Source organism: Glaciihabitans sp. UYNi722 (assembly GCF_040549465.1).
In the GTDB taxonomy this organism is placed as follows: Bacteria; Actinomycetota; Actinomycetes; order Actinomycetales; family Microbacteriaceae; genus Lacisediminihabitans.
Genome location: NZ_JBEPTL010000014.1, coordinates 1 through 18,757, shown reverse-complemented (window position 1 = coordinate 18,757; position 18,757 = coordinate 1). Strand labels below are relative to the sequence as shown.

General features: G+C 64.2%; 16 protein-coding genes. 14 read left to right on the top strand and 2 right to left on the bottom strand.

Annotated features, from left to right (window positions below; all coding sequences use genetic code 11):
* Position 1: 1 nt before the first annotated feature.
* The 10 genes from ybeY to leuA all read left to right on the top strand — a co-directional run bounded on the left by ybeY (position 2) and on the right by leuA (position 13,142).
* Positions 2–463 carry an rRNA maturation RNase YbeY gene (gene ybeY / locus ABIB56_RS11340; RefSeq protein WP_354569320.1) on the top strand — a complete coding sequence of 154 codons (462 nt, stop codon included), beginning with the start codon at positions 2–4 and terminating at the stop codon, positions 461–463.
* A 21-nt stretch (positions 464–484) separates the two neighbouring features.
* Positions 485–1,798, top strand: a complete 1,314-nt coding sequence (locus ABIB56_RS11335) for a hemolysin family protein (RefSeq protein WP_354569319.1) — start codon at positions 485–487, stop codon at positions 1,796–1,798.
* 2 nt (positions 1,799–1,800) lie between these two features.
* On the top strand, positions 1,801–2,703 hold the full coding sequence (gene era, locus ABIB56_RS11330; protein ID WP_354569318.1) for a GTPase Era: 903 nt from the start codon (positions 1,801–1,803) through the stop codon (positions 2,701–2,703).
* 262 nt (positions 2,704–2,965) lie between these two features.
* Complete coding sequence (locus tag ABIB56_RS11325; RefSeq protein WP_354569317.1) at positions 2,966–4,150, top strand: sensor histidine kinase; 1,185 nt, start codon at positions 2,966–2,968, stop codon at positions 4,148–4,150.
* Complete coding sequence (locus ABIB56_RS11320) at positions 4,147–4,806, top strand: response regulator (RefSeq protein WP_354569316.1); 660 nt, start codon at positions 4,147–4,149, stop codon at positions 4,804–4,806. The genes ABIB56_RS11325 and ABIB56_RS11320 overlap by 4 nt, the downstream gene beginning before the upstream one ends.
* A 196-nt stretch (positions 4,807–5,002) precedes the next feature.
* Positions 5,003–5,764 (top strand): ABC transporter ATP-binding protein, encoded by a 762-nt coding sequence (locus ABIB56_RS11315; RefSeq protein WP_354569315.1) that lies wholly within the window; start codon positions 5,003–5,005, stop codon positions 5,762–5,764.
* Positions 5,761–7,158 (top strand): ABC transporter permease, encoded by a 1,398-nt coding sequence (locus tag ABIB56_RS11310; RefSeq protein ID WP_354569314.1) that lies wholly within the window; start codon positions 5,761–5,763, stop codon positions 7,156–7,158. Before ABIB56_RS11315 ends, ABIB56_RS11310 begins: the two co-directional genes overlap by 4 nt.
* A 184-nt stretch (positions 7,159–7,342) precedes the next feature.
* A complete protein-coding gene (locus ABIB56_RS11305; protein ID WP_354569313.1) occupies positions 7,343–8,635 on the top strand; it encodes an alpha/beta hydrolase in 1,293 nt (430 codons plus the stop codon).
* Positions 8,632–11,103, top strand: a complete 2,472-nt coding sequence (locus tag ABIB56_RS11300) for a phosphatidylglycerol lysyltransferase domain-containing protein (RefSeq protein ID WP_354569312.1) — start codon at positions 8,632–8,634, stop codon at positions 11,101–11,103. The genes ABIB56_RS11305 and ABIB56_RS11300 overlap by 4 nt, the downstream gene beginning before the upstream one ends.
* A 278-nt stretch (positions 11,104–11,381) precedes the next feature.
* A complete protein-coding gene (leuA, locus tag ABIB56_RS11295) occupies positions 11,382–13,142 on the top strand; it encodes a 2-isopropylmalate synthase (protein ID WP_354569311.1) in 1,761 nt (586 codons plus the stop codon).
* A 23-nt stretch (positions 13,143–13,165) separates the two neighbouring features.
* Here leuA and ABIB56_RS11290 read toward each other — a convergent pair whose 3' ends face one another.
* A complete protein-coding gene (locus ABIB56_RS11290) occupies positions 13,166–13,915 on the bottom strand; it encodes an SDR family oxidoreductase (protein ID WP_354569310.1) in 750 nt (249 codons plus the stop codon).
* 314 nt (positions 13,916–14,229) lie between these two features.
* Here ABIB56_RS11290 and alr point away from each other — a divergent pair, with 314 nt between their 5' ends.
* Positions 14,230–15,405 (top strand): alanine racemase, encoded by a 1,176-nt coding sequence (gene alr / locus ABIB56_RS11285; protein ID WP_354569309.1) that lies wholly within the window; start codon positions 14,230–14,232, stop codon positions 15,403–15,405.
* Positions 15,402–16,391, top strand: coding sequence for a D-alanine--D-alanine ligase family protein (locus ABIB56_RS11280; RefSeq protein WP_354569308.1), 990 nt, complete (start codon positions 15,402–15,404; stop codon positions 16,389–16,391). The genes alr and ABIB56_RS11280 overlap by 4 nt, the downstream gene beginning before the upstream one ends.
* Here the strand turns inward: ABIB56_RS11280 and ABIB56_RS11275 are convergent.
* Entirely contained in the window at positions 16,357–17,058 is a 702-nt protein-coding gene (locus ABIB56_RS11275) for a trimeric intracellular cation channel family protein (protein WP_354569307.1), read from the bottom strand. The genes ABIB56_RS11280 and ABIB56_RS11275 overlap by 35 nt on opposite strands.
* 76 nt (positions 17,059–17,134) lie before the next feature.
* Here ABIB56_RS11275 and recO point away from each other — a divergent pair, with 76 nt between their 5' ends.
* Positions 17,135–17,869 carry a DNA repair protein RecO gene (gene recO, locus ABIB56_RS11270; protein WP_354569306.1) on the top strand — a complete coding sequence of 245 codons (735 nt, stop codon included), beginning with the start codon at positions 17,135–17,137 and terminating at the stop codon, positions 17,867–17,869.
* Positions 17,866–18,666, top strand: a complete 801-nt coding sequence (locus ABIB56_RS11265) for an isoprenyl transferase (protein ID WP_354569305.1) — start codon at positions 17,866–17,868, stop codon at positions 18,664–18,666. The genes recO and ABIB56_RS11265 overlap by 4 nt, the downstream gene beginning before the upstream one ends.
* The last annotated feature ends 91 nt before the right edge of the window (positions 18,667–18,757 follow it).

The following is an 18,757-nucleotide window of genomic DNA, read 5'->3' as shown; positions in this document are numbered from 1 at the left end:
CGTGTCGATCGAGATCAACAACGAGTCGGTCATCCCTGTCGACGAGGTGGCCCTGCAGCGACTCGCCACCTATGCGCTCGACTTTCTCCACGTGCATCCGGATGCCGAGCTCGCGATCTTGCTGGTCGATGAGGGCGCGATGGAGCAGCTTCACCTGCAGTGGATGGACGAGCCAGGCCCGACCGACGTGCTCAGCTTCCCGATGGATGAGCTTCGCCCAGGCGCGGAAGATGCGCTGACCCCCGCCGGCCTGCTCGGAGACATCGTGCTCTGCCCACAGGTGGCGGTGTCGCAGGCGGAGACTGCGGGGCACAGCCCACTCGAGGAGATGCTGCTGCTCACCGCCCACGGGATCCTGCACCTGCTCGGTTTCGACCACGCGGAGCCGGAAGAGGAGAAGGAGATGTTCGGCGTCCAGCGCGACATCCTCGTCGGTTTCGCCCTCTCCGAGCGAACGAAATAGCTCGAGAACGCAGCCCCGACCATGATTCCGATCTTCGTCACCGTCGCCGCGCTGCTGGTGGTCTTCGGCGGCCTGCTGGCCGCAGCCGATGCCGCGCTCAGCGTTCTCTCTCGCGCCGACCTTCTCGAGATTGCCGTTCGTTCGCGCGCCCGACGATCACTCAATGCCATCGCCGCGGATGTCGGAGCTCACGTCAACGCTGTCAACTTCATGCGCGTCGTGGCCGAGACCACCGCCGCGGTGCTCGTCACACTCGCCTTCGCCTCAGTCTTCACAGGGTGGTGGTGGGCGCTGCTCTGCTCGGCGTTCATCATGACGCTCGCCTCCTTCGTGCTCGTTGGATCGAGTCCGCGCAGCGTCGGGCGCGTGCACGCCCGCGGGGTGGTGCGCTGGACAGCCTGGACCGTGCACGCCATCCGGGTATTCCTCGGACCGATCGCCGCCGCACTGGTCGCCATCGGCAACCGGGTTACACCGGGCAGGACGGCGACTTTTTCATCAGAGGAGCAGCTGCTGAGCATGGTCGATGAGGCTACAGAACTCGAGGTGCTCGAGGAGGAAGACCGAGAGCTCATCCATTCGATTTTTGAGTTCAGCGACACCGTGGTTCGCGAGGTGATGATCCCGCGCACAGACATGGTGACCATCGACGGAGACGAGACGGTGGGCGCGGCGATGGGCCTGTTCCTCAGCACGGGCGTATCGCGCATGCCGGTGATCGGCACCGATGTCGACCAGGTGCTTGGCATTCTCTATCTTCGGGATGTCGCGCGCCTCACTTACGAGCGACCGAAGGGCATCGACGGTACTACTGTCGATTCCCTCGCACGGTCGGCGATCTTCGTGCCGGAGTCGAAGAAAGCGGACGACACACTCCGCCAGATGCAACTCGAGTCCAACCATCTGGCCATGGTGGTGGACGAGTACGGCGGAATTGCCGGGCTGGTGACTCTCGAAGACCTGATCGAGGAACTTGTGGGCGATATCTCCGACGAATACGACCACGAAGTTGTCGAGATCGAAGATCTCACCGACGGCAAATACCGGGTGAGCGCACGGCTGCCCGTCGACGAACTCGGCGAACTGTTCGACATCGAACTCGAGGATGACGACGTTGATTCTGTGGGTGGCCTGCTCACCAAAGCGCTCGGCCGACTGCCGCTGCCGGGCTCAGTGGCCACGTACTCTGGTCTGATACTCACCGCGGAGCGCACCGAAGGCCGCCGAAAGCGGTTGAGCACTGTACTCGTCGAGCGCGACCAGGCGCTCATCAACGCACAGGCGGCGTTCCGCAGGACAACGACAACGAACAACAACAATGAGAGCGGTGATTGAGCTTGTCGAAATCCGAGCCTGAATTCCGGGCGGGGTTCGTTTCTTTCGTCGGGCGCCCCAACGTCGGCAAATCTACGCTGACAAATGCACTGGTAGGCGAGAAGGTCGCGATCACCTCATCCAAGCCGCAGACGACCAGGCGTGCCATCCGCGGTATCGCCCACCGGCAGGACGGGCAGCTGATCCTGGTAGACACTCCCGGCATGCACCGGCCGCGCACGCTTCTGGGCGAGCGTCTCAACAGCATCGTTAGCGACACCCTCGCAGACGTCGACGTCGTCGGATTCTGCATGCCGGCCGACGAGAAGATCGGTCCGGGCGACCGCTATATCAATGAGCGGCTCGACTCCTTCCCACGGGCGAAGAAGGTAGCGATCGTGACGAAGATCGATGCTGCATCACGCCCGGTCGTCGCTGCGCAGCTGCTGGCGGTTTCGGAGTTGCGCGAGTGGGAGACCATCATCCCGGTCTCGGCGGCGAGTCACATCCAACTGGACACGCTGGCGACCGAACTCATCCGCCTGCTACCGGTTTCCGAAGCCCTGTACCCGGCTGACACCGTGACCGAGGAGGGCCTCGAGTCGAGGATCAGCGAGCTCATCCGGGAGGCGGTGCTCGAAGGCGTCGAAGACGAGCTTCCCCATTCGATCGCCGTTACCATCGACGACATCATCGAGCGGGACGACAAAGACCTCGTCGAGATCTACGCCAACCTCTTCGTCGAACGCGACAGCCAGAAGGGCATCATCATCGGTCATCAGGGTTCGAGACTTACGGATGTCGGCGCTCGCGCTCGCGCCCAGATCGAGCCGCTCGTCGGCAAGCAGGTCTACCTCTCGATCCGCGTCAAGGTCGCGAAGGACTGGCAACGCGACCCCAAACAGCTTGGTCGCCTCGGCTTCTAGCCGGGAAGCGGTTTGCGCCCAACCCGTTTGTCGGTGACCCCCAATCGTCGAGACCTCCGCTGACCTTCGGAAATTCAGGACAATGGGCAGACTGCTGCCGTGAGCAGCTGCCACAGCCTCCCATCCGTCCCTGTTGTCCTGAATTTCCGACATGGGTGATGGGTGGGCGGCCAATACATCGCAGGGATGATTCCTCCCGCCAGACGGCCGAGATCCTGCCTGATCCGGCCTGAGCGACCCCGACTGCCCCTACGGTGGAAGGATGTTCCGCACACTCCAGCCGTACCAGCTGGTCGTCGATATCGTGTTCGCGGCACTGTTCTTCCTGATCGGTCTCGCGAGTTCGGCCTCCAGCGCTCACTGGGTCGATCTCGCTGTGTGCACGATAATGTCGGCCGCATTGGCGTTTCGTCGGCTCAGCCCCGGGCTGTCGCTGATCATCGCCTGGGTAGCGGCGATCATCCAGATGGTCTCGGCCGGCACGGTGCCTGCCTTCGCCGACTTCGCGGTCTTCGGCATCCTGTTTTGCACAGGTTCGTACGGCGGGAGGGTCGTCCGTTGGCTCGGGCTGGCTTCTGCGGGGCTCGGCGCTGTCATCGCGACCTTCTATATCGTCGCGCTGCCGGTGATCGCGCAGTACGGACCGTGGGCTACCTCGACCGACAGCAGCTTCGTGCTCGCGGGTGGCGACCTCCTGCGTTCACTGGTACTCACCCTGTTCGGGTTTCTCGCCGTCTTCGGCCTGTCCTGGACCCTCGGCCTCCTGGCACGTACGCTGCGGCGGGCTCGTGAGAGCAGGCGGGCGCAGGCGCTGGCCGAGCGGGACGTCGCGATCGAGCAGGAGCGCAACCGCATCGCGCGCGACATGCACGACGTGGTCGCGCACTCGCTCGCCGTCGTCATCGCGCAGGCCGACGGGGCCCGCTACGCGCAGGCTTCCAGTCCTGGTTCCGCCGATGCGGCTCTCACCACGATCTCTGCGACGGCACGGGAGGCTCTCGGTGACGTGCGTATTCTGCTGTCCCAGTTGCGGCACAGCCAGGGCGAGAGCCCCCAACCTGTTCTCGAAGACATCGACAAGCTCGTCGACCAGATGCGGGCGGCCGGACTCACCATCATCCGCACCGAGCGGGGCACGCCCGTGATTTTGCCGACCGGACAGCAACTCGCGATCTACCGGATTGTGCAGGAGGCCCTCACCAACGCTCTCCGGCACGGCGATACAGCGCAGGAAGTGCGTCTGGCTTTCGATTGGCAGCCCTCAGCCTCCGTGGTCACGATCACGAGTGCCCGCCGTGAAGACGCCGTCGATAATCCGGGTGGCCATGGCCTCGCCGGAATGCGGGAGCGTGCCGTACTCGCCGGCGGCACCTTCACTGCCGAGGCGTCCGACAGCAGTTTCGCGGTCTCGGGCAGCTTTCCGAACACGGCAAGGGGAACCGCATGATCCGCGTCGGACTCGTCGATGACCAGTCGTTGTTCCGCATGGGAATTCGGATGCTGGTGGACTCCCAACCCGACCTCGAGGTCGCCGGGGAGGCGGGCAACGGGGTGGAAGCCATCGCGATGGCCGCCGAAGCTCGCCCCGACGTGATTCTCATGGACATCCGGATGCCGGTGATGGACGGTATCGCGGCCACCACCGCGATTCTTGCGGCGACGCGGGCGAGCGGTGCCACGCCGCCGCGCATCGTGGTGCTCACGACCTTCGACCTCGACGAGGCGGCCACCAGAGCCATCCGCGGGGGAGCGAGTGGTTTCGTGCTCAAGGACGCGGATCCCGAGTTCCTGTTGGCGGCGATCCGTACGGTGCACGCGGGCAACGCTGTGATCGCGGCATCGGCCACTCGCGAACTCTTCGAGCATTTCAGCCCGAAAGTCACCCAACCGACTGAGCCTGAGGCCTTCGCGCAGCTCACAGCGCGCGAAAGGGACATCTTCCAACTCGCCGCGCGCGGTCTCAGCAATGCCGAGATCGCCTCGGGCGAGTTTCTGAGTGAGGCGACGGTGAAGACCCACATCAGCCGGATCCTGTCGAAACTTGGGTTGCGCGACAGGGTGCAGCTCGTCGTCTTCGCCTTCGAGCACGGGCTCAACGTCTAGCCTGCGCTCGTCGATCTTTCGGAAATTCAGGACTTCGGTCATGGCGCGTAGCGAATTCCTGGTTGACGTGTGCGATCGTGCGCCAAAGTCCTGAATTTCCGAAGGCAGCGAGACAGAGCGCGGATCATCCGCTCGATGTACGGGCTCGCGACTCGCGTCGGATGTAGCTCAGCCTAGGAATTCCTAGCGTTGAAGCATGTCATTCAACCATTCAGAGGCGGGCCTGGTTGCCCGCGTATCGCAGCTTACGAAATCCTACGGATCGGCCAGCAATGTGGTCACCGCACTCGACGATGTTTCCATCGGCATTCGCCAGGGCGAGTTCACCGCCATCATGGGTCCGAGTGGTTCGGGCAAGTCGACCCTGATGCACATCATGGCAGGACTGGACACAGCCACGAGCGGCCGCGCCTGGCTCGGTGACACTGAGATCACCGACCTGCGCGACGCAGAACTCACAGTGCTCCGCCGACGTCGCGTCGGATTCGTCTTCCAGTCTTTCAACCTCGTGCCGACGCTCGACGTGAAGGGCAACATCCTCCTACCGTTCGAAATCGACGGACGCCGTCCGCTCCCGGATGAGACAGCCTGGATAGAGAGTTTGATCGACTCGCTTGGCCTCCGCGACCGCCTCGGCCACCGGCCGCACGAACTCTCCGGCGGACAGCAGCAGCGCGTGGCGATCGCCCGTGCCCTCGCCACTCGGCCCGACCTGATCTTCGCCGACGAGCCAACGGGCAACCTCGACTCCCGCACCAGCCGCGAGGTGTTGTCGCTGCTTGCGGCGTCAAGCACCGATTACGGCCAGAGCATCGCCATGGTCACCCACGACCCCATCGCCGCAAGCTATGCCGGACGCATCCTGTTTCTGGCCGACGGTCGCGTGGTCGAAGAACGTGGACGCTCCTCGGCCGAGGAGATCAGCAGCTTCATGCTGAGCATGGAGAAGGCAGCATGAAACGGAGTCTCTCTGACCACGTTCCCAGCGTTCTCGTCGCGACCCTCAGCGCCGCCTTCGGCGTCAGCCTGCTCGAGATCACCAGCGTTCTCGCTACCGTGATCTCGGCCGATAACGTCACCGGCAGCAGCACCACCGTCGGGCTGTTGCTCTCCATCGTCGCGATCGTGTTCATCGTCATCGCCGTCTACGTCGGCGCGATCGTGACGTCCAATACCTTCTCGACCATCATCGCCGGCCGCACGAGAACGATCGCGCTCATGCGGCTCATCGGATCGAGTGCCGCCGACCAGCGTCGTTCTGTCGCCCGCGAAGGTTTCATGGTCGGTGTGGTCGGCGCGATACTGGGCGCGATCGTCGGAACGCTGGTGACCATGGCCCTCGTCGTCATTAGCGTGTCCAGCGGCTTCATCCCGATGCTCGGCTACAGCTATCTGCAGCCGGTGCTGTTCCTTCCGATCATCACCGTGGTTCTCACCACCTGGCTCGCCTCATGGATCGGCTCGCGTCGCGTCCTACAGGTGTCGCCGATGCAGGCCACCGGCGTCGCGATCGAGATGAGCCGTGAAGAATCCGGCGGTCGTCGTGGACGCAACGCTGTCGCGATCGCCCTTTTCGCGGTCGGCATCGGATTCCTCGTACTCGGCATGCTCGTCGGCCTGGTTAGCCCGCTCGGTGTACTCGTCGGCGTCGTGGGCGGACTGCTGTCGTTCACCGGCCTGGTACTCGGTGCCCACCTCGTGATGCCTGTCGCGCTGCGACTGACCGGACGGATGTTCGGCTCCAGCGCGACTGCGCGCCTGGCCGCGGAGAATGCCGTACGGTATCCGGAGCGCAGCTCGCGCACCACCATCGGACTCGTGATCGGAGTCACGCTCGTCACTATGTTTGCGGTCGCCGTGGAGAGCTACCAGCAGATGATCCGAGTCGCCCAGGAATCGCAGCCCGAGGTCTACCAGGGCGTCGACCAGACACTCTCCGTCACCGTGATCGTGTTCTCGGTGCTCATGGGATTCAGCGCGCTGATCGCCGCCGTGGGCATGGTCAACAACCTGTCGATGAGCATTCTGCAGCGCACCCGTGAACTGGGGCTCCTCCGCGCCCTGGGGTTCACGGCGCGGCAGGTGCGTTCGATGATCCTGGCCGAGAGCGCCCAGCTCACTGTCGCCGCGGTGCTCGTCGGTCTGGTGTTGGGGATCTTCTACGGCTGGGCTGGTGCCCAGTCGCTGCTCGGGTCGATCCAGGGGAGTCCGGGATTCGTGCTTCCGGTGGTGCCGCTGGCTCTGTTGGGGATCCTCGTCGTCGCCGCCGCGGTGCTCACACTCGTGGCATCCGTCGCTCCGTCACGACGCGCGACACGGGTCGCTCCGGTGGCCGCCCTCGCCGTGGAATAGTCCTCGGCAAGGCGCCCGATCGTTGCCCCCGCGGGCTACCGGGCATCGTGAGCGGTTTCGGCGCGATTCCGAGAGTTGCGTGGGATCTTGCCTGAGGGCTCTCACAGAATCCCGATTTCGCAGTTCCTCGGTTGTTCCCTCCCTGCATACTTGATCGTCGGCAGCAAGATGAGGAGGAACGCGGATGCTGGATGCACTGCTCTCGTTCAGCCTCACCCATGGCCCCATTCTTTTCGGCATCGAGGCGCTGGGCGTTCTCGCCCTCCTCGCGCTACTGATCAGTCGGCGTTCGAGACGCTGGCTTCCCATAGCCGCTGCTGTCGCCGTCGGTGGAGCGGTTGTCGGGTACTCGCTCTGCTGGCTGCTGAGCGACGTGATCAATGTCTTTGGAGTCTCGTTGTCGCTGGGCAGCCGGGCCTGGTTCAGCGCGGCTGTCGCGGCCATCGCCGTGGCCATCGCCCGGCTGGTCTGGTCGCGTGGTCGCAAACTGGCGGCTATCCTGGCCGCCATCCTGCTGTTCGCGTTGGTCGGGGGGGTCGGCATCAACGTCGACCTGGGGCAGTTCCCGAATCTCAGGACCGCACTCGGCATCGGGAGCTACGGTGACATCCAGCTTCCGGCCGTGGATTCCTCGCCGGCTACCACCACCCTGCTGGCGGGGTGGGCGCCGCCCGCGAATCTTCCGACGGCCGGACGCATCGGGCTGGTCACCATTCCCGCGACGACATCCGGCTTCCATCCCCGTTCCGCACTGGTCTACCTGCCGCCAGCTGCGTTGGTGCGGCATCCTCCTCGACTGCCGATGCTCGAGATGATGTCCGGCCAACCAGGCGGGCCGGAGCAGGCGTTCACTTCGGGAAGCTTCGGCGCCAGCCTCAACGCTTATGCCAAGGCCCATCATGGGCTTGCCCCTATCGTGGTGGTTCCCGACCAACTCGGCGCACCCAATCGCAATCCGATGTGCGTCGACTCCGACCTTGGAAACTCGGCGACTTATATGACGGTCGATGTTCCCACCTGGATACGCAGCCACCTCAACGTGCTTGCCGGTCGCACCGATTGGGCGGTCGGCGGATTTTCCCAGGGGGGAACCTGCGCAATCCAATTCGGTGCAGGCCTCCCGGATATCTATGGAGGGATACTCGATATCGCGGGTGAGATCGCACCGGCCAATGGAGACCGGCAGCATACGATCGATGCCGGCTTCGGCGGCTCGAAATCCCGGTATCTGGCCGCGACTCCCAGGGAAGTGCTCCGCGCCAACTCGCCCTATGACGACACGCTGGCTATCTTCGCCGTCGGCCAGCTCGATGTCCGTTTCGGCGCGGAGGTGAAGGCGGTCGCGGACTTCGCGGGTGCAGCCGGGATGAAGGTTGACCTGCTCACCTCTCCCGGGACCGCTCACGACTGGCACACGGTTCATTTCGCCTTCGACCGGGCGCTCCTGATACTTGGTGCGCACTGGGGTCTTTCGTGATCAGGCGCCTACTCCGCGGGCACCCATTCACCATCGTGGTGCTCGCTATCACCGTGGCGATTGCGGTGATCGGGCGCGGTCTGCGAGGCCCCTCGCTCGATTTCCGCCTTGCCATGGGAACCGGTGACCAGCAGCTCGTCGAAGGGCATCAGTGGTGGACGCCGATCACTTCGATGTTCCTGACGGACGGCGGTCTCGAACTCATTTTCGTAATTGCGGCCATCATCCTGGTCATCGGAGTAGCGGAGCGGCTAATGGGCACAGCCCGCGCCGCCGCCGCTTTCGTGGTCACCTCCGTGCTGGGCGTCATAGTCGGCGTCGTGATTCAGGAAATCGGTGCACTGGTCGGAGAGCTCTGGGCGCGGCGGGTCAGCGAGCTCGTCACCCTCGACCCTATGACGGCCATCGCGGGCACCATCATGACAGCGAGCGCCTTCGCAGGAACGGTGTGGCGCCGCCGTATCCGGGTCGTGACTATTTCAGTCGCGCTGGTATTCCTGCTCTACTCAGGCCAGCCATCCGATCTCTACCGCTTCCTTGCGGTGTTCGCCGGATTCGGGCTCGGCGTGGTGTTGCGTCCGAGCGAGAGCAATCTCTGGTGGCAGCGCAGTTCGCACCACGAGACGAGGGTGCTGCTCTCAGCGATCGTGGTGATCACCGCTATCGGTCCAGCCATCACCATTTTCAGCCGCTTGCGTCTCGGCGCACTCTCGCCACTGGGACTGTTGCTGTCTGACGCCCATCCGAACGGTCCTGGAGCCCTCGACCAGTGCCAGGCGATGCGCATCACCAGGGCGTGTCTGCACGACATCACCCTCGAGCGGATCAGCGGCGTCGGGCCGGTACTGCTGACGGTCCTGCCACTGCTCACACTGCTGGTGGCCGCCTTCGCGCTCGTGCGTGGACGCCGGTTCGGTGTCTGGCTCGCGATGGTCATCAACCTGGCCCTTGCCGCGCTAGCCGCCTACTTCTATGGCTTCCTGCCTCTCTCCGGAGAATCTTTCGTCGTAAGGTTCCGTACGCCCCACTACTGGGAGGTCAGCCTTGCATTGGCAGCCTCCGTGCTGGTACCGATCGCCATTGCCACGCTCGTGTTCGTCAATCGCAGCCACTTCAGCGTCAGGGCGTCGGCTCGTTCCACACGTCTCTACATCGGTGCGATCATCGTCGTATTAGTTGGTTTGTCGACGCTCTATCTCACATTGGGAATGCTGCTCAGCACTGGCTTTCATCCCCGCGTCGGCATCGTCGACCTGCTCGCCGACCTACCGGAGCGTTTCGTGCCGATCGGATTCCTGCGGATCGAACGACTGTCTTTCCTTCCCACGGACCCGGTGACGCGGGCACTCTACTACTGGATAGGTCCGTGCTTCTGGCTGGTCGTGGTCGTGGGTGCACTCCTGGTGGCGTCGGCCGCGGAGTCCCGCAGCTATTCCCTCGAGCTTCCGAGCATCCGTGCGCTGCTCAGGGCCGGTGGCGGAGGATCGATGGGGCAGCTCGCCACCTGGCCGGGCAACTCCTACTGGTTCGCGCCGGACGGTCGCGCCGCCGTCGCCTACCGAGTCGTCAACTCTGTGGCGATCACCACCTCGGAGCCGATCGGGAGCTCGGATGCCGCGCGCCTGGCGATCCCGCAGTTCGCCAGATTTTGCGACGACAACGGCTGGACTCCGGTGTTCTACAGCATCCACGAGTCGTTTCTGCGCGAGTGCGAGCGGATGGGGTGGTCCTCGATGAGCGTGGGGGAGGAAACCGTCGTGCGCCCTGGCAACTGGCAAACCACTGGCAAACACTGGCAGGATGTGCGCACCTCGATCAACCGGGCGGAGCGTGCCGGTGTGCGGGCGGAGTGGACGAGCTTCGAGCGACTCTCAGCATCGCATGCCGCCCAGATCGTCGAGATCTCCGAGCAGTGGGTGGCCGAAAAAGATCTGCCCGAGATGGGTTTCACCCTCGGTGGTCTCGACGAACTGAGGGATCCCGCTGTCGGGCTGATGATTGCCTGCGATGAGAACGACCGCGTCATCGGTGTCACCAGCTGGCTCCCGTCCTATCGCGATGGCGTCGTCATCGGCTGGACCCTCGACTTCATGCGGCGAACGCCCGATGGGATGAACGGCATCATGGAGTTCCTCATCGCCCGTTCAGCTGAGCGTTTTCGCGATGAGGGGATCGAGTCCATGAGCCTGTCCGCCGCTCCACTGGCACGCAGTACGACAGATGCGGAGTCGGTGCAATCGAGCGCCACCGTCCGCATCCTCGGCTATATCGCGTCACGCCTCGAGCCGGTGTACGGATTCCAGTCGCTGTTCCAGTTCAAGCGCAAGTTCAAGCCGGAGTTCCACAATCTGGCGATGGCCTACCCCGATGCGCTCGCGTTGCCGGCGATCGGGTTGGCGCTCGCTCGGGCCTACGTGCCCTCACTATCGCTTCGGCAGAGCATCCGTTTCGTCCGCAGCCTCGGTTGATCGCCTTCGCCTTTGCCTTTGCCTTCGGAAATTCAGGACTTTGGTTCGCTCAGGTGTCGAATTGCTGATCTCCGAGCCTCGGCCGCGTTCACAGTCCTGAATTTCCGAAGGGGACTGTGCCGCGCTCACGACGGTGCTAACCTGAAAGAGTGTTCGGTCTGCTTCTCCTTAGCTGCCGCGACGAGTCCTAACCCCAGGCCTCACTCGTCGCGGCCTGTGCTGATTAAACGCAGCGTCGTTGGTCTGAATCCTCAACCCAAGACGAAAGCACTAGGACGATGAAGAACACACAAACGGCTTCTGCAATGCCAATTCACAAGTACCGCCCTTACCACGAAACGTTGACGGTCGACCTGCCCGACCGCACCTGGCCGGCCAAGCGCATCACCCAGGCGCCGCGCTGGTGCGCCGTCGACCTCCGTGATGGCAACCAGGCCCTCATCGATCCGATGAGCCCTGAACGCAAGCGCATCATGTTCGACCTGCTCGTACGCATGGGCTACAAAGAGATCGAGGTCGGCTTCCCGAGCGCAAGCCAGACGGATTTCGACTTCGTACGCAGCCTGATCGAAGAGAACCTGATTCCGGATGACGTCACCATCCAGGTACTCACTCAGGCCCGCGAGGCGCTGATCAACCGTACGTACGAATCGATCAGGGGCGCGAAGCAGGCGATCGTGCACCTCTACAATTCCACCAGTGTGCTGCAGCGTGACGTGGTTTTCCGCACCAACAAGCAGGGCATCATCGATCTCGCGCTCGAGGGCGCGCGTCTCTGCCGCGCCGCCGAGAAGACGATCCCCGAGACCGAGGTCTACTACGAATACTCGCCGGAGAGCTACACCGGCACCGAGCTGGAGTTCGCGCTCGACATCTGCAACCAGGTGATCGAGATCTTCGAGCCGACGGCCGAGCGCAAGGTCATCATCAACCTGCCGGCCACTGTCGAGTCCGCGACCCCCAATGTCTACGCCGACTCGATCGAGTGGATGTCGCGGCGCCTCGCCCATCGCGAGAACATCATCCTGTCGCTGCATCCACACAACGACCGCGGTACCGCGATTGCCGCGGCCGAGCTTGGTTACCTGGCGGGAGCCGACCGCATCGAAGGCTGCCTGTTCGGCAACGGCGAGCGTACGGGCAACGTCGACATCGTGGCGCTGGGCATCAACCTGTTCACCCAGGGCATCGACCCGCAGATCGATTTCAGCGACCTTGACGAGGTCAAGCGCACCGCGGAATATTGCAACCAGCTACCGGTGCCTGAGCGCAGTCCATGGGCCGGTGACCTCGTCTACACGGCGTTCAGTGGGTCCCACCAGGACGCGATCAAGAAAGGCTTCGAGGCGATGGCCCACGATGCCGAAGCGAAGGGCGTCGGGGTCGACGATCTCGTCTGGGCCGTGCCGTACCTGCCTGTCGACCCGAAGGACCTCGGCCGCAGTTACGAGGCCGTTATCAGGGTCAATTCGCAGTCTGGCAAGGGTGGCGTCGCCTACCTGCTGAAGAACGATCACTCGCTCGACCTGCCGCGCAAACTGCAGATCGACTTCTCCGGTGTCGTGCAGGCTAGGACGGATGCCGAGGGCGGCGAGGTCACCAGCGACCAGATCTGGGCGATCTTCCAGGACGAGTACCTTCCCGCTGCCGAGGCTGATGCCAAGTGGGGTCGCTTCGAACTGGCGAGCACTCGTACCTCCAGTGACATGTCGGGCAGTATCGCGCTGCACACAGAACTGCGGATCGGCGAGAGACAGGTGATCGCGGAGGCGACCGGCAACGGTCCCATCGCGGCCTTCCTCAATGTGCTGGCCGAGCAGGGTGTCGAGGTCAAGCTCTACGACTACGTCGAGCACGCTCTCAGCGGTGGTGGCGATGCTGTGGCCGCGGCCTATGTGGAGCTCGATGTGAACGGCAAGCGACTGTGGGGCGTCGGTATCGATGCGGACATCTCCACGGCATCCCTGAAGGCTGTCGTCTCCGCGGTGAACAGGGCGGTACGCGAGGAATCGGGCAACCGCGAGCTCGCCGCTGTCTAGTGCCATGACAGGGCTCGTGACGGCTATTCCGTATCCCCCTGCGTCGAGGCAAGGTAGTGGGCGAAGGTGCCGTGTCCGTAGGGAACGCCCGGCACGAGATTGTGGCCGGCCGCGAAGCCTGCGAAAGTGCGGCCGGGCAGCCGCAGCGGGATCAGGGCGCGGCGAGAGGCCGTGGCATCCTTCCACTGCTCGCCGAGTCGGCGTGCCGTGAGCTGTTCCGGGCCGCCGATGTCGCCCGCCCGCTCGGCAGGACCTCCGGTGACCAACTCGACCAACCGGCTCGCCACCTCGTCGACAGCGATCGGCTGGAAGGAGAAAGCGGGCGTGAACAGCACGGGAAGATAGCGCTGCAGTCGAAAGACCATCTCAACGAAGGAATGGAACTGTGTCGCGCGCAGGATGCTGTGCGGAACGCCGGATGCCACAACGATTCGCTCGCTCTCCGCCTTGACCTTGTAGTAGGCGAGCGGGATGTCGTCGATGCCGACGATCGACATGAAGACGAAATGCTCGACCCCGGCCAGCGACGATGCCTCGGTGAGATCCCTAGTGACGTCGATGTCTTTCGCCGAGTTGGTGCTGGCCAGGTGAACAACCGTTTGCACACCTTCGAGTGCATGATTGACACCCGCGCCGGTGACGAGGTCACCGGTTGCGATGCCTTCGCCTCGCTCCCTGCTGAGGACCCGCACGTCATGTCCCGTGCTCCTGAGTCTGCCGACCGTCGGGACGCCGAGCTGCCCGGTTCCGCCGGTGACGAGCACTACTGTCATGTCCTGATTCCTTTCGTTCTACAAGCCCGACCGGGTAGGGCGTCCATTCGTGACAGTTGTGTTCTCGCGAAGGCCAATTTGTGCGGGTTGAGGGTCAAACGGAGACCGGTGATGCTCACGCCATCGGTCTCGATGAACCAGAGGGTGAACTGTTTCTTCGGCGTCGACAGCCGATCCGAGCATCCGATAGGCGATGCCGAATAGCCGCTGTCGCTGGGCCTGGAACTCCTCGATACCGCTGTCTGCCACTTGACCATTGTGCACCGCGGCGCGGCCCGGTGATGGCACAGTCCTCGGTCGGTATTCTGGGGATCATGACACCGGCAGAGAGGTTCGTGCCTGCCGCGACGACTCCCATTACCGCCGAACTGGCGACCAGGATCGTCGATCTCGCGGCGATAGCCCGAAACATCCATCGGATCAGGGACCACACCCGCACCGCGATGATGGCAGTGGTGAAAGCCGACGCGTTCGGGCACGGCTGGCTCGAAGTCGCGCACACCGCTCTCGACGCCGGTGCGGAGTGGCTCGGCGTGGCGACCGTGGACGAGGCGCTGGCACTCCGCCGAGCCGGCATCACGGCGCCCGTACTCTGCTGGCTCGCCGATCCCTGGACGAATCTCACGGATGCCGTGAACCTGCAGGTCACCATCTCCTGCGCCAATCGTGAAACCCTCGACGCTGTCGCTGCCGTCGCGCGAATGACCGGTGTGGTCGCCCAGGTGCACCTCGAACTCGACACCGGAATGTCTCGCGGTGGCGCACCTTCGAATCAGTGGCACGATTTATGCGCTGCCGCCGCCGCTTTCGAGGAGGCCCGTGAATTGGTGGTGACGGGCGTCTGGTCCCACCTCGCCCTTGCGGTCGACCCCGACCCGTCATCGACCGCCGACCAGAAACGTGCCTTCGACGAGGGCGTCGCAGTCGCACGTGCGACCGGTCTCTCGCCGGCGATCCTTCACCTTGCGAACTCTGCTGGCGCCCTCGACCATCCCGACACCTGGTACGACCTGGTGCGCTGCGGAGCGAGCCTGTACGGTATCGAGACGGTCATCGGTCGCAGTCACGGTCTCGAGTCCGCGATGCGGGTGGTCTCCCGTGTCGTACAGGTTCGACGGGTTCCGGCGGCCACAGGGGTCAGCTACAGCCACGCGTACGTCGCGGAACAGGAGACCACCCTGGTGCTGGTCCCGGTCGGCTATGGCGACGGGATACCCCGCGGGCTGTCGCGCGGCGGAGAGGTCGTGATCGGGGGGATGCGGCATCCGGTGGTCGGGGCGATCTCGATGGACCAGCTCATCGTCGACGTCGGCGACTATCCGGTGGCGCTCGGCGACGAAGTCGTTCTGCTCGGCTCGCCAGAGTTGGGCGAGCCCGACGCACAGGAATGGGCAGACGTCACCGGTACGATCTCTCACGAGATACTGACCGGACTCGGCGGCCGAATGGCCAGGCGTCACCTCACCACGGATACGAAAGCGGCATCGTGAAGAAAATCGGAATCATCTTCGGCGGCGCGAACAGCGAACACGAGGTGTCGTGTAACTCGGCCCGCAGCGTCGCCTCGAATCTCGACCCCGCTCAGTACGAGGCCATGCTTCTCGGCATCGATCGCGGTGGCCGGTGGCACAGGGTCGAATCGGTGGATGCCCTGGCCGATGCCACAGATGGCACCCGATTCCCCGATCTCGACGACATCGATGTGGTCTTCCCGGTGCTGCACGGCCGCTTCGGCGAGGACGGAACAGTCCAGGGGTTACTCGAACTCGCCGGCGTGCCCTATGTGGGCTGCGGGGTGTTGGCCAGCGCGCTGGCCATGGACAAACTGCTCGCCCAGCGTGTGCTCGAGGCGAGCGGCATTCCGACGATCCCCACCCATGGCGTCACGGCCGACACTGTGCGCGAGGCCGCCGAGTTCGCGGCATCCGTCGGATTCCCGCTCTTCGTCAAGCCTAATCGTGCAGGATCCAGCGTCGGTGTGAGCCGAGTCTCATCAGAGGACGAGTTGACAACCGCGCTAGAACTCGCTCTCAGCCATGACACCATCGCGCTGATGCAGCGGGCTGTCGAGGGAGACGAGGTCGACCTCGGAGTGCTGCAGCAGCCGGACGGCGAGCTCATCGTCGGAGCGCCACTTCGTGTGTTGACCGCCGACAGCACCGTGTTCTTCGACTACACGGCGAAATATACGGCTGGCGGCGCGGAACTCGAGGTTCCGGCCCAAATCCCTGTCGACGTCGCCGCGCAGCTGGTGGAGCTTGCGAAACTGGCCTTCATGATTCTCGGGTGCGAGGGGCTCGCCCGCGTCGACTTCTTCGTCGGCGCCGACGGAGCGATCACTCTCAACGAGGTCAACACGCTTCCCGGGCTCACCGCGTTCAGCCAGTATCCGCGGATGTGGGCCGCCGTCGGCGTGACCTACCCTGAGCTGCTGGGCCGGCTCATCGACCGGGCGGCCGTAGCTTTCGCAGCCTAGGGATCCTGGGCATCCACCCTATTTTGGGCAGCTGATCGAGCCTTCTCTGTTCCGGCAGGCTCCAGTTGAAGAGCACCGCGAGCACGCGAACTCCGAAAGTGACGGCGACGCAGATCGCGGCTGCGATGAAGACCGGAACGCCGAGAGCCAGCAGCCCGACGAGGCTCGTTGAGCCGACGAGGGCGGCCACTGCATAGAGCGACCCGACGTGCATGAGGGCGATCGGCAGGTTCAACAGCATGTCGCGCAGGATCGATCCGCCCACTGCAGCAATGGAACCGACGAAGATCGCCGGAATCTCCGGGAGCCCGAGCGAAATGGCCTTCGTGGTGCCGATCGCGCAGTAGATACCGATGGTGAGCGCATCCAGCACGGTGATCACCCTGCCGAGCCGCGAGAAGATGCGCTCGAGCAGCATGCCGAGCAGTGCGGCTCCGGTCGCCACGAGCAAATACCAGTTCTGTTGCAGTGCAACAGGCACCTGGTTGAGCAGCAGGTCGCGGATGAGACCGCCGCCGAATCCCGCCGCGATCCCGATGATCGCCACCCCGAGCAGGTCCAGCCGTCGGTCGCGGAACTGGGCCGCGAACATCGCACCCTGCAGGCCGCCGATGCCGATGGCGAGCAGGTCCGCCCAGAGAGGGATGATGAACTGGCTGGCACTCACAGTCAATCAGTACCACGGGTGCGCGCTGCGGTGTGCCGAGCATCCGCTTCCCAGCGCCGGCGACGATAATCGATGAGTGCCCCTTTACCGTGATGAAGCCGTCGTGCTGCGCACCCACAAGCTGGGTGAAGCGGACCGGATCGTCACGATGCTCACTCGCCAGCACGGCAAGATCCGCGCCGTCGCCAAGGGCGTTCGTCGCACCGCCTCCAAGTTCGGGGCGCGGCTCGAACCCTTCATGGTGGCGGATGTGCAGCTCTACGAGGGCCGCAGTCTCGACATCGTCACCCAGGCCGAGTCCGTCGGCTCCTACGGTGCGGAGATCACCGCGGACTACGGCAGCTACACCGCCGCCAGCGCCATGGTCGAGACCGCAGACAAACTCACCGAGAGTGAGCCGAGCTTGCAGCAGTACCTGCTGCTCGTCGGGGCGCTTCGATCCCTCGCGAAGAAGGAACACGGTTCGAGCCTCACCCTGGACTCCTACCTGCTCCGAGCCTTGTCTATCGCCGGATGGTCTCCGAGTTTCGACGACTGTGCTGTGACGGGAGCGCCAGGCCCGCATTCTGCCTTCGTCGTGCAGCTCGGTGGCGTGGTCGCGGACGAGGTCGCTCCGCCCGGCGCGCCACGGCTCGATCCGCAGACCCTGCTGCTGCTCTCGTCCCTGCTCACCGGCGACTGGGCGACGGCGGATGCCGCGGACGACCGCACGCGATCGCAGGCGAGCGGCGTGGTCGCCGCCTACACCCAGTTCCATCTCGAGCGTGGCCTGCGTTCCCTCGAACACGTGGACCGGAGGACGACAGCGTGAGTGTGCAGAAGACCCATAAGGACGCCGTTGACTTTCGGCCGATCGACTGGACAGGCATCTACCCACCGGAACTGCCGAAGAATGCTGTTCCCGAGCACGTCGCACTGGTCATGGACGGCAACGGCCGCTGGGCCAACGGCAAAGGGCTCACGCGGATCGAAGGCCACAAGGCCGGCGAGCCTTCGCTGCTCGACGTAGTGGCCGGCGCCATCCAGATCGGGGTTAAGCATCTGAGCGTCTACGCATTCTCCACCGAGAACTGGCGCCGATCACCCGACGAGGTGCGCTTCCTCATGGGATTCAACCGCGACGTGCTGCACCGCCGACGTGACCAGTTGAACGACTGGGGTGTGCGCATCCGCTGGGCTGGTCGTCGGCCGCGGCTGTGGCGCTCCGTCGTCGAGGAACTGCAGTTCGCCGAGCGTCTTACCGCGCACAACTCCGTGCTCACCCTCACCATGTGCGTGAACTACGGCGGTCGCACCGAGATCCAGGATGCCGTGCGCAGCATCGCGGAGGAGGTGGCAGCTGGCAGGCTGAAGCCCTCGGGCATCACCGAGAAGACCCTGCAAAAGCACCTCTACGTACCCGATCTGCCCGATGTGGATCTGTTTGTGCGCAGTTCAGGCGAGCAACGCTTGAGCAACTTCATGCTCTGGCAGAGCGCCTACGCGGAGATGGTATTCCTCGACACGCTCTGGCCGGATTTTACCCGCGAACAGCTCTGGCAGGCAGTCGTGCTCTACGCGCAGCGGACTCGACGATTCGGCGGAGCGGTCGACGCCCCGACGGCCTAGATGAGTGAGTCCTAATGGTCGTAGGCGATGAGAGATCGTTTGTGGTGGGCTCCGATGAGCCAGTTGTGCCAGATTCCGGCGGCGAGAGCAA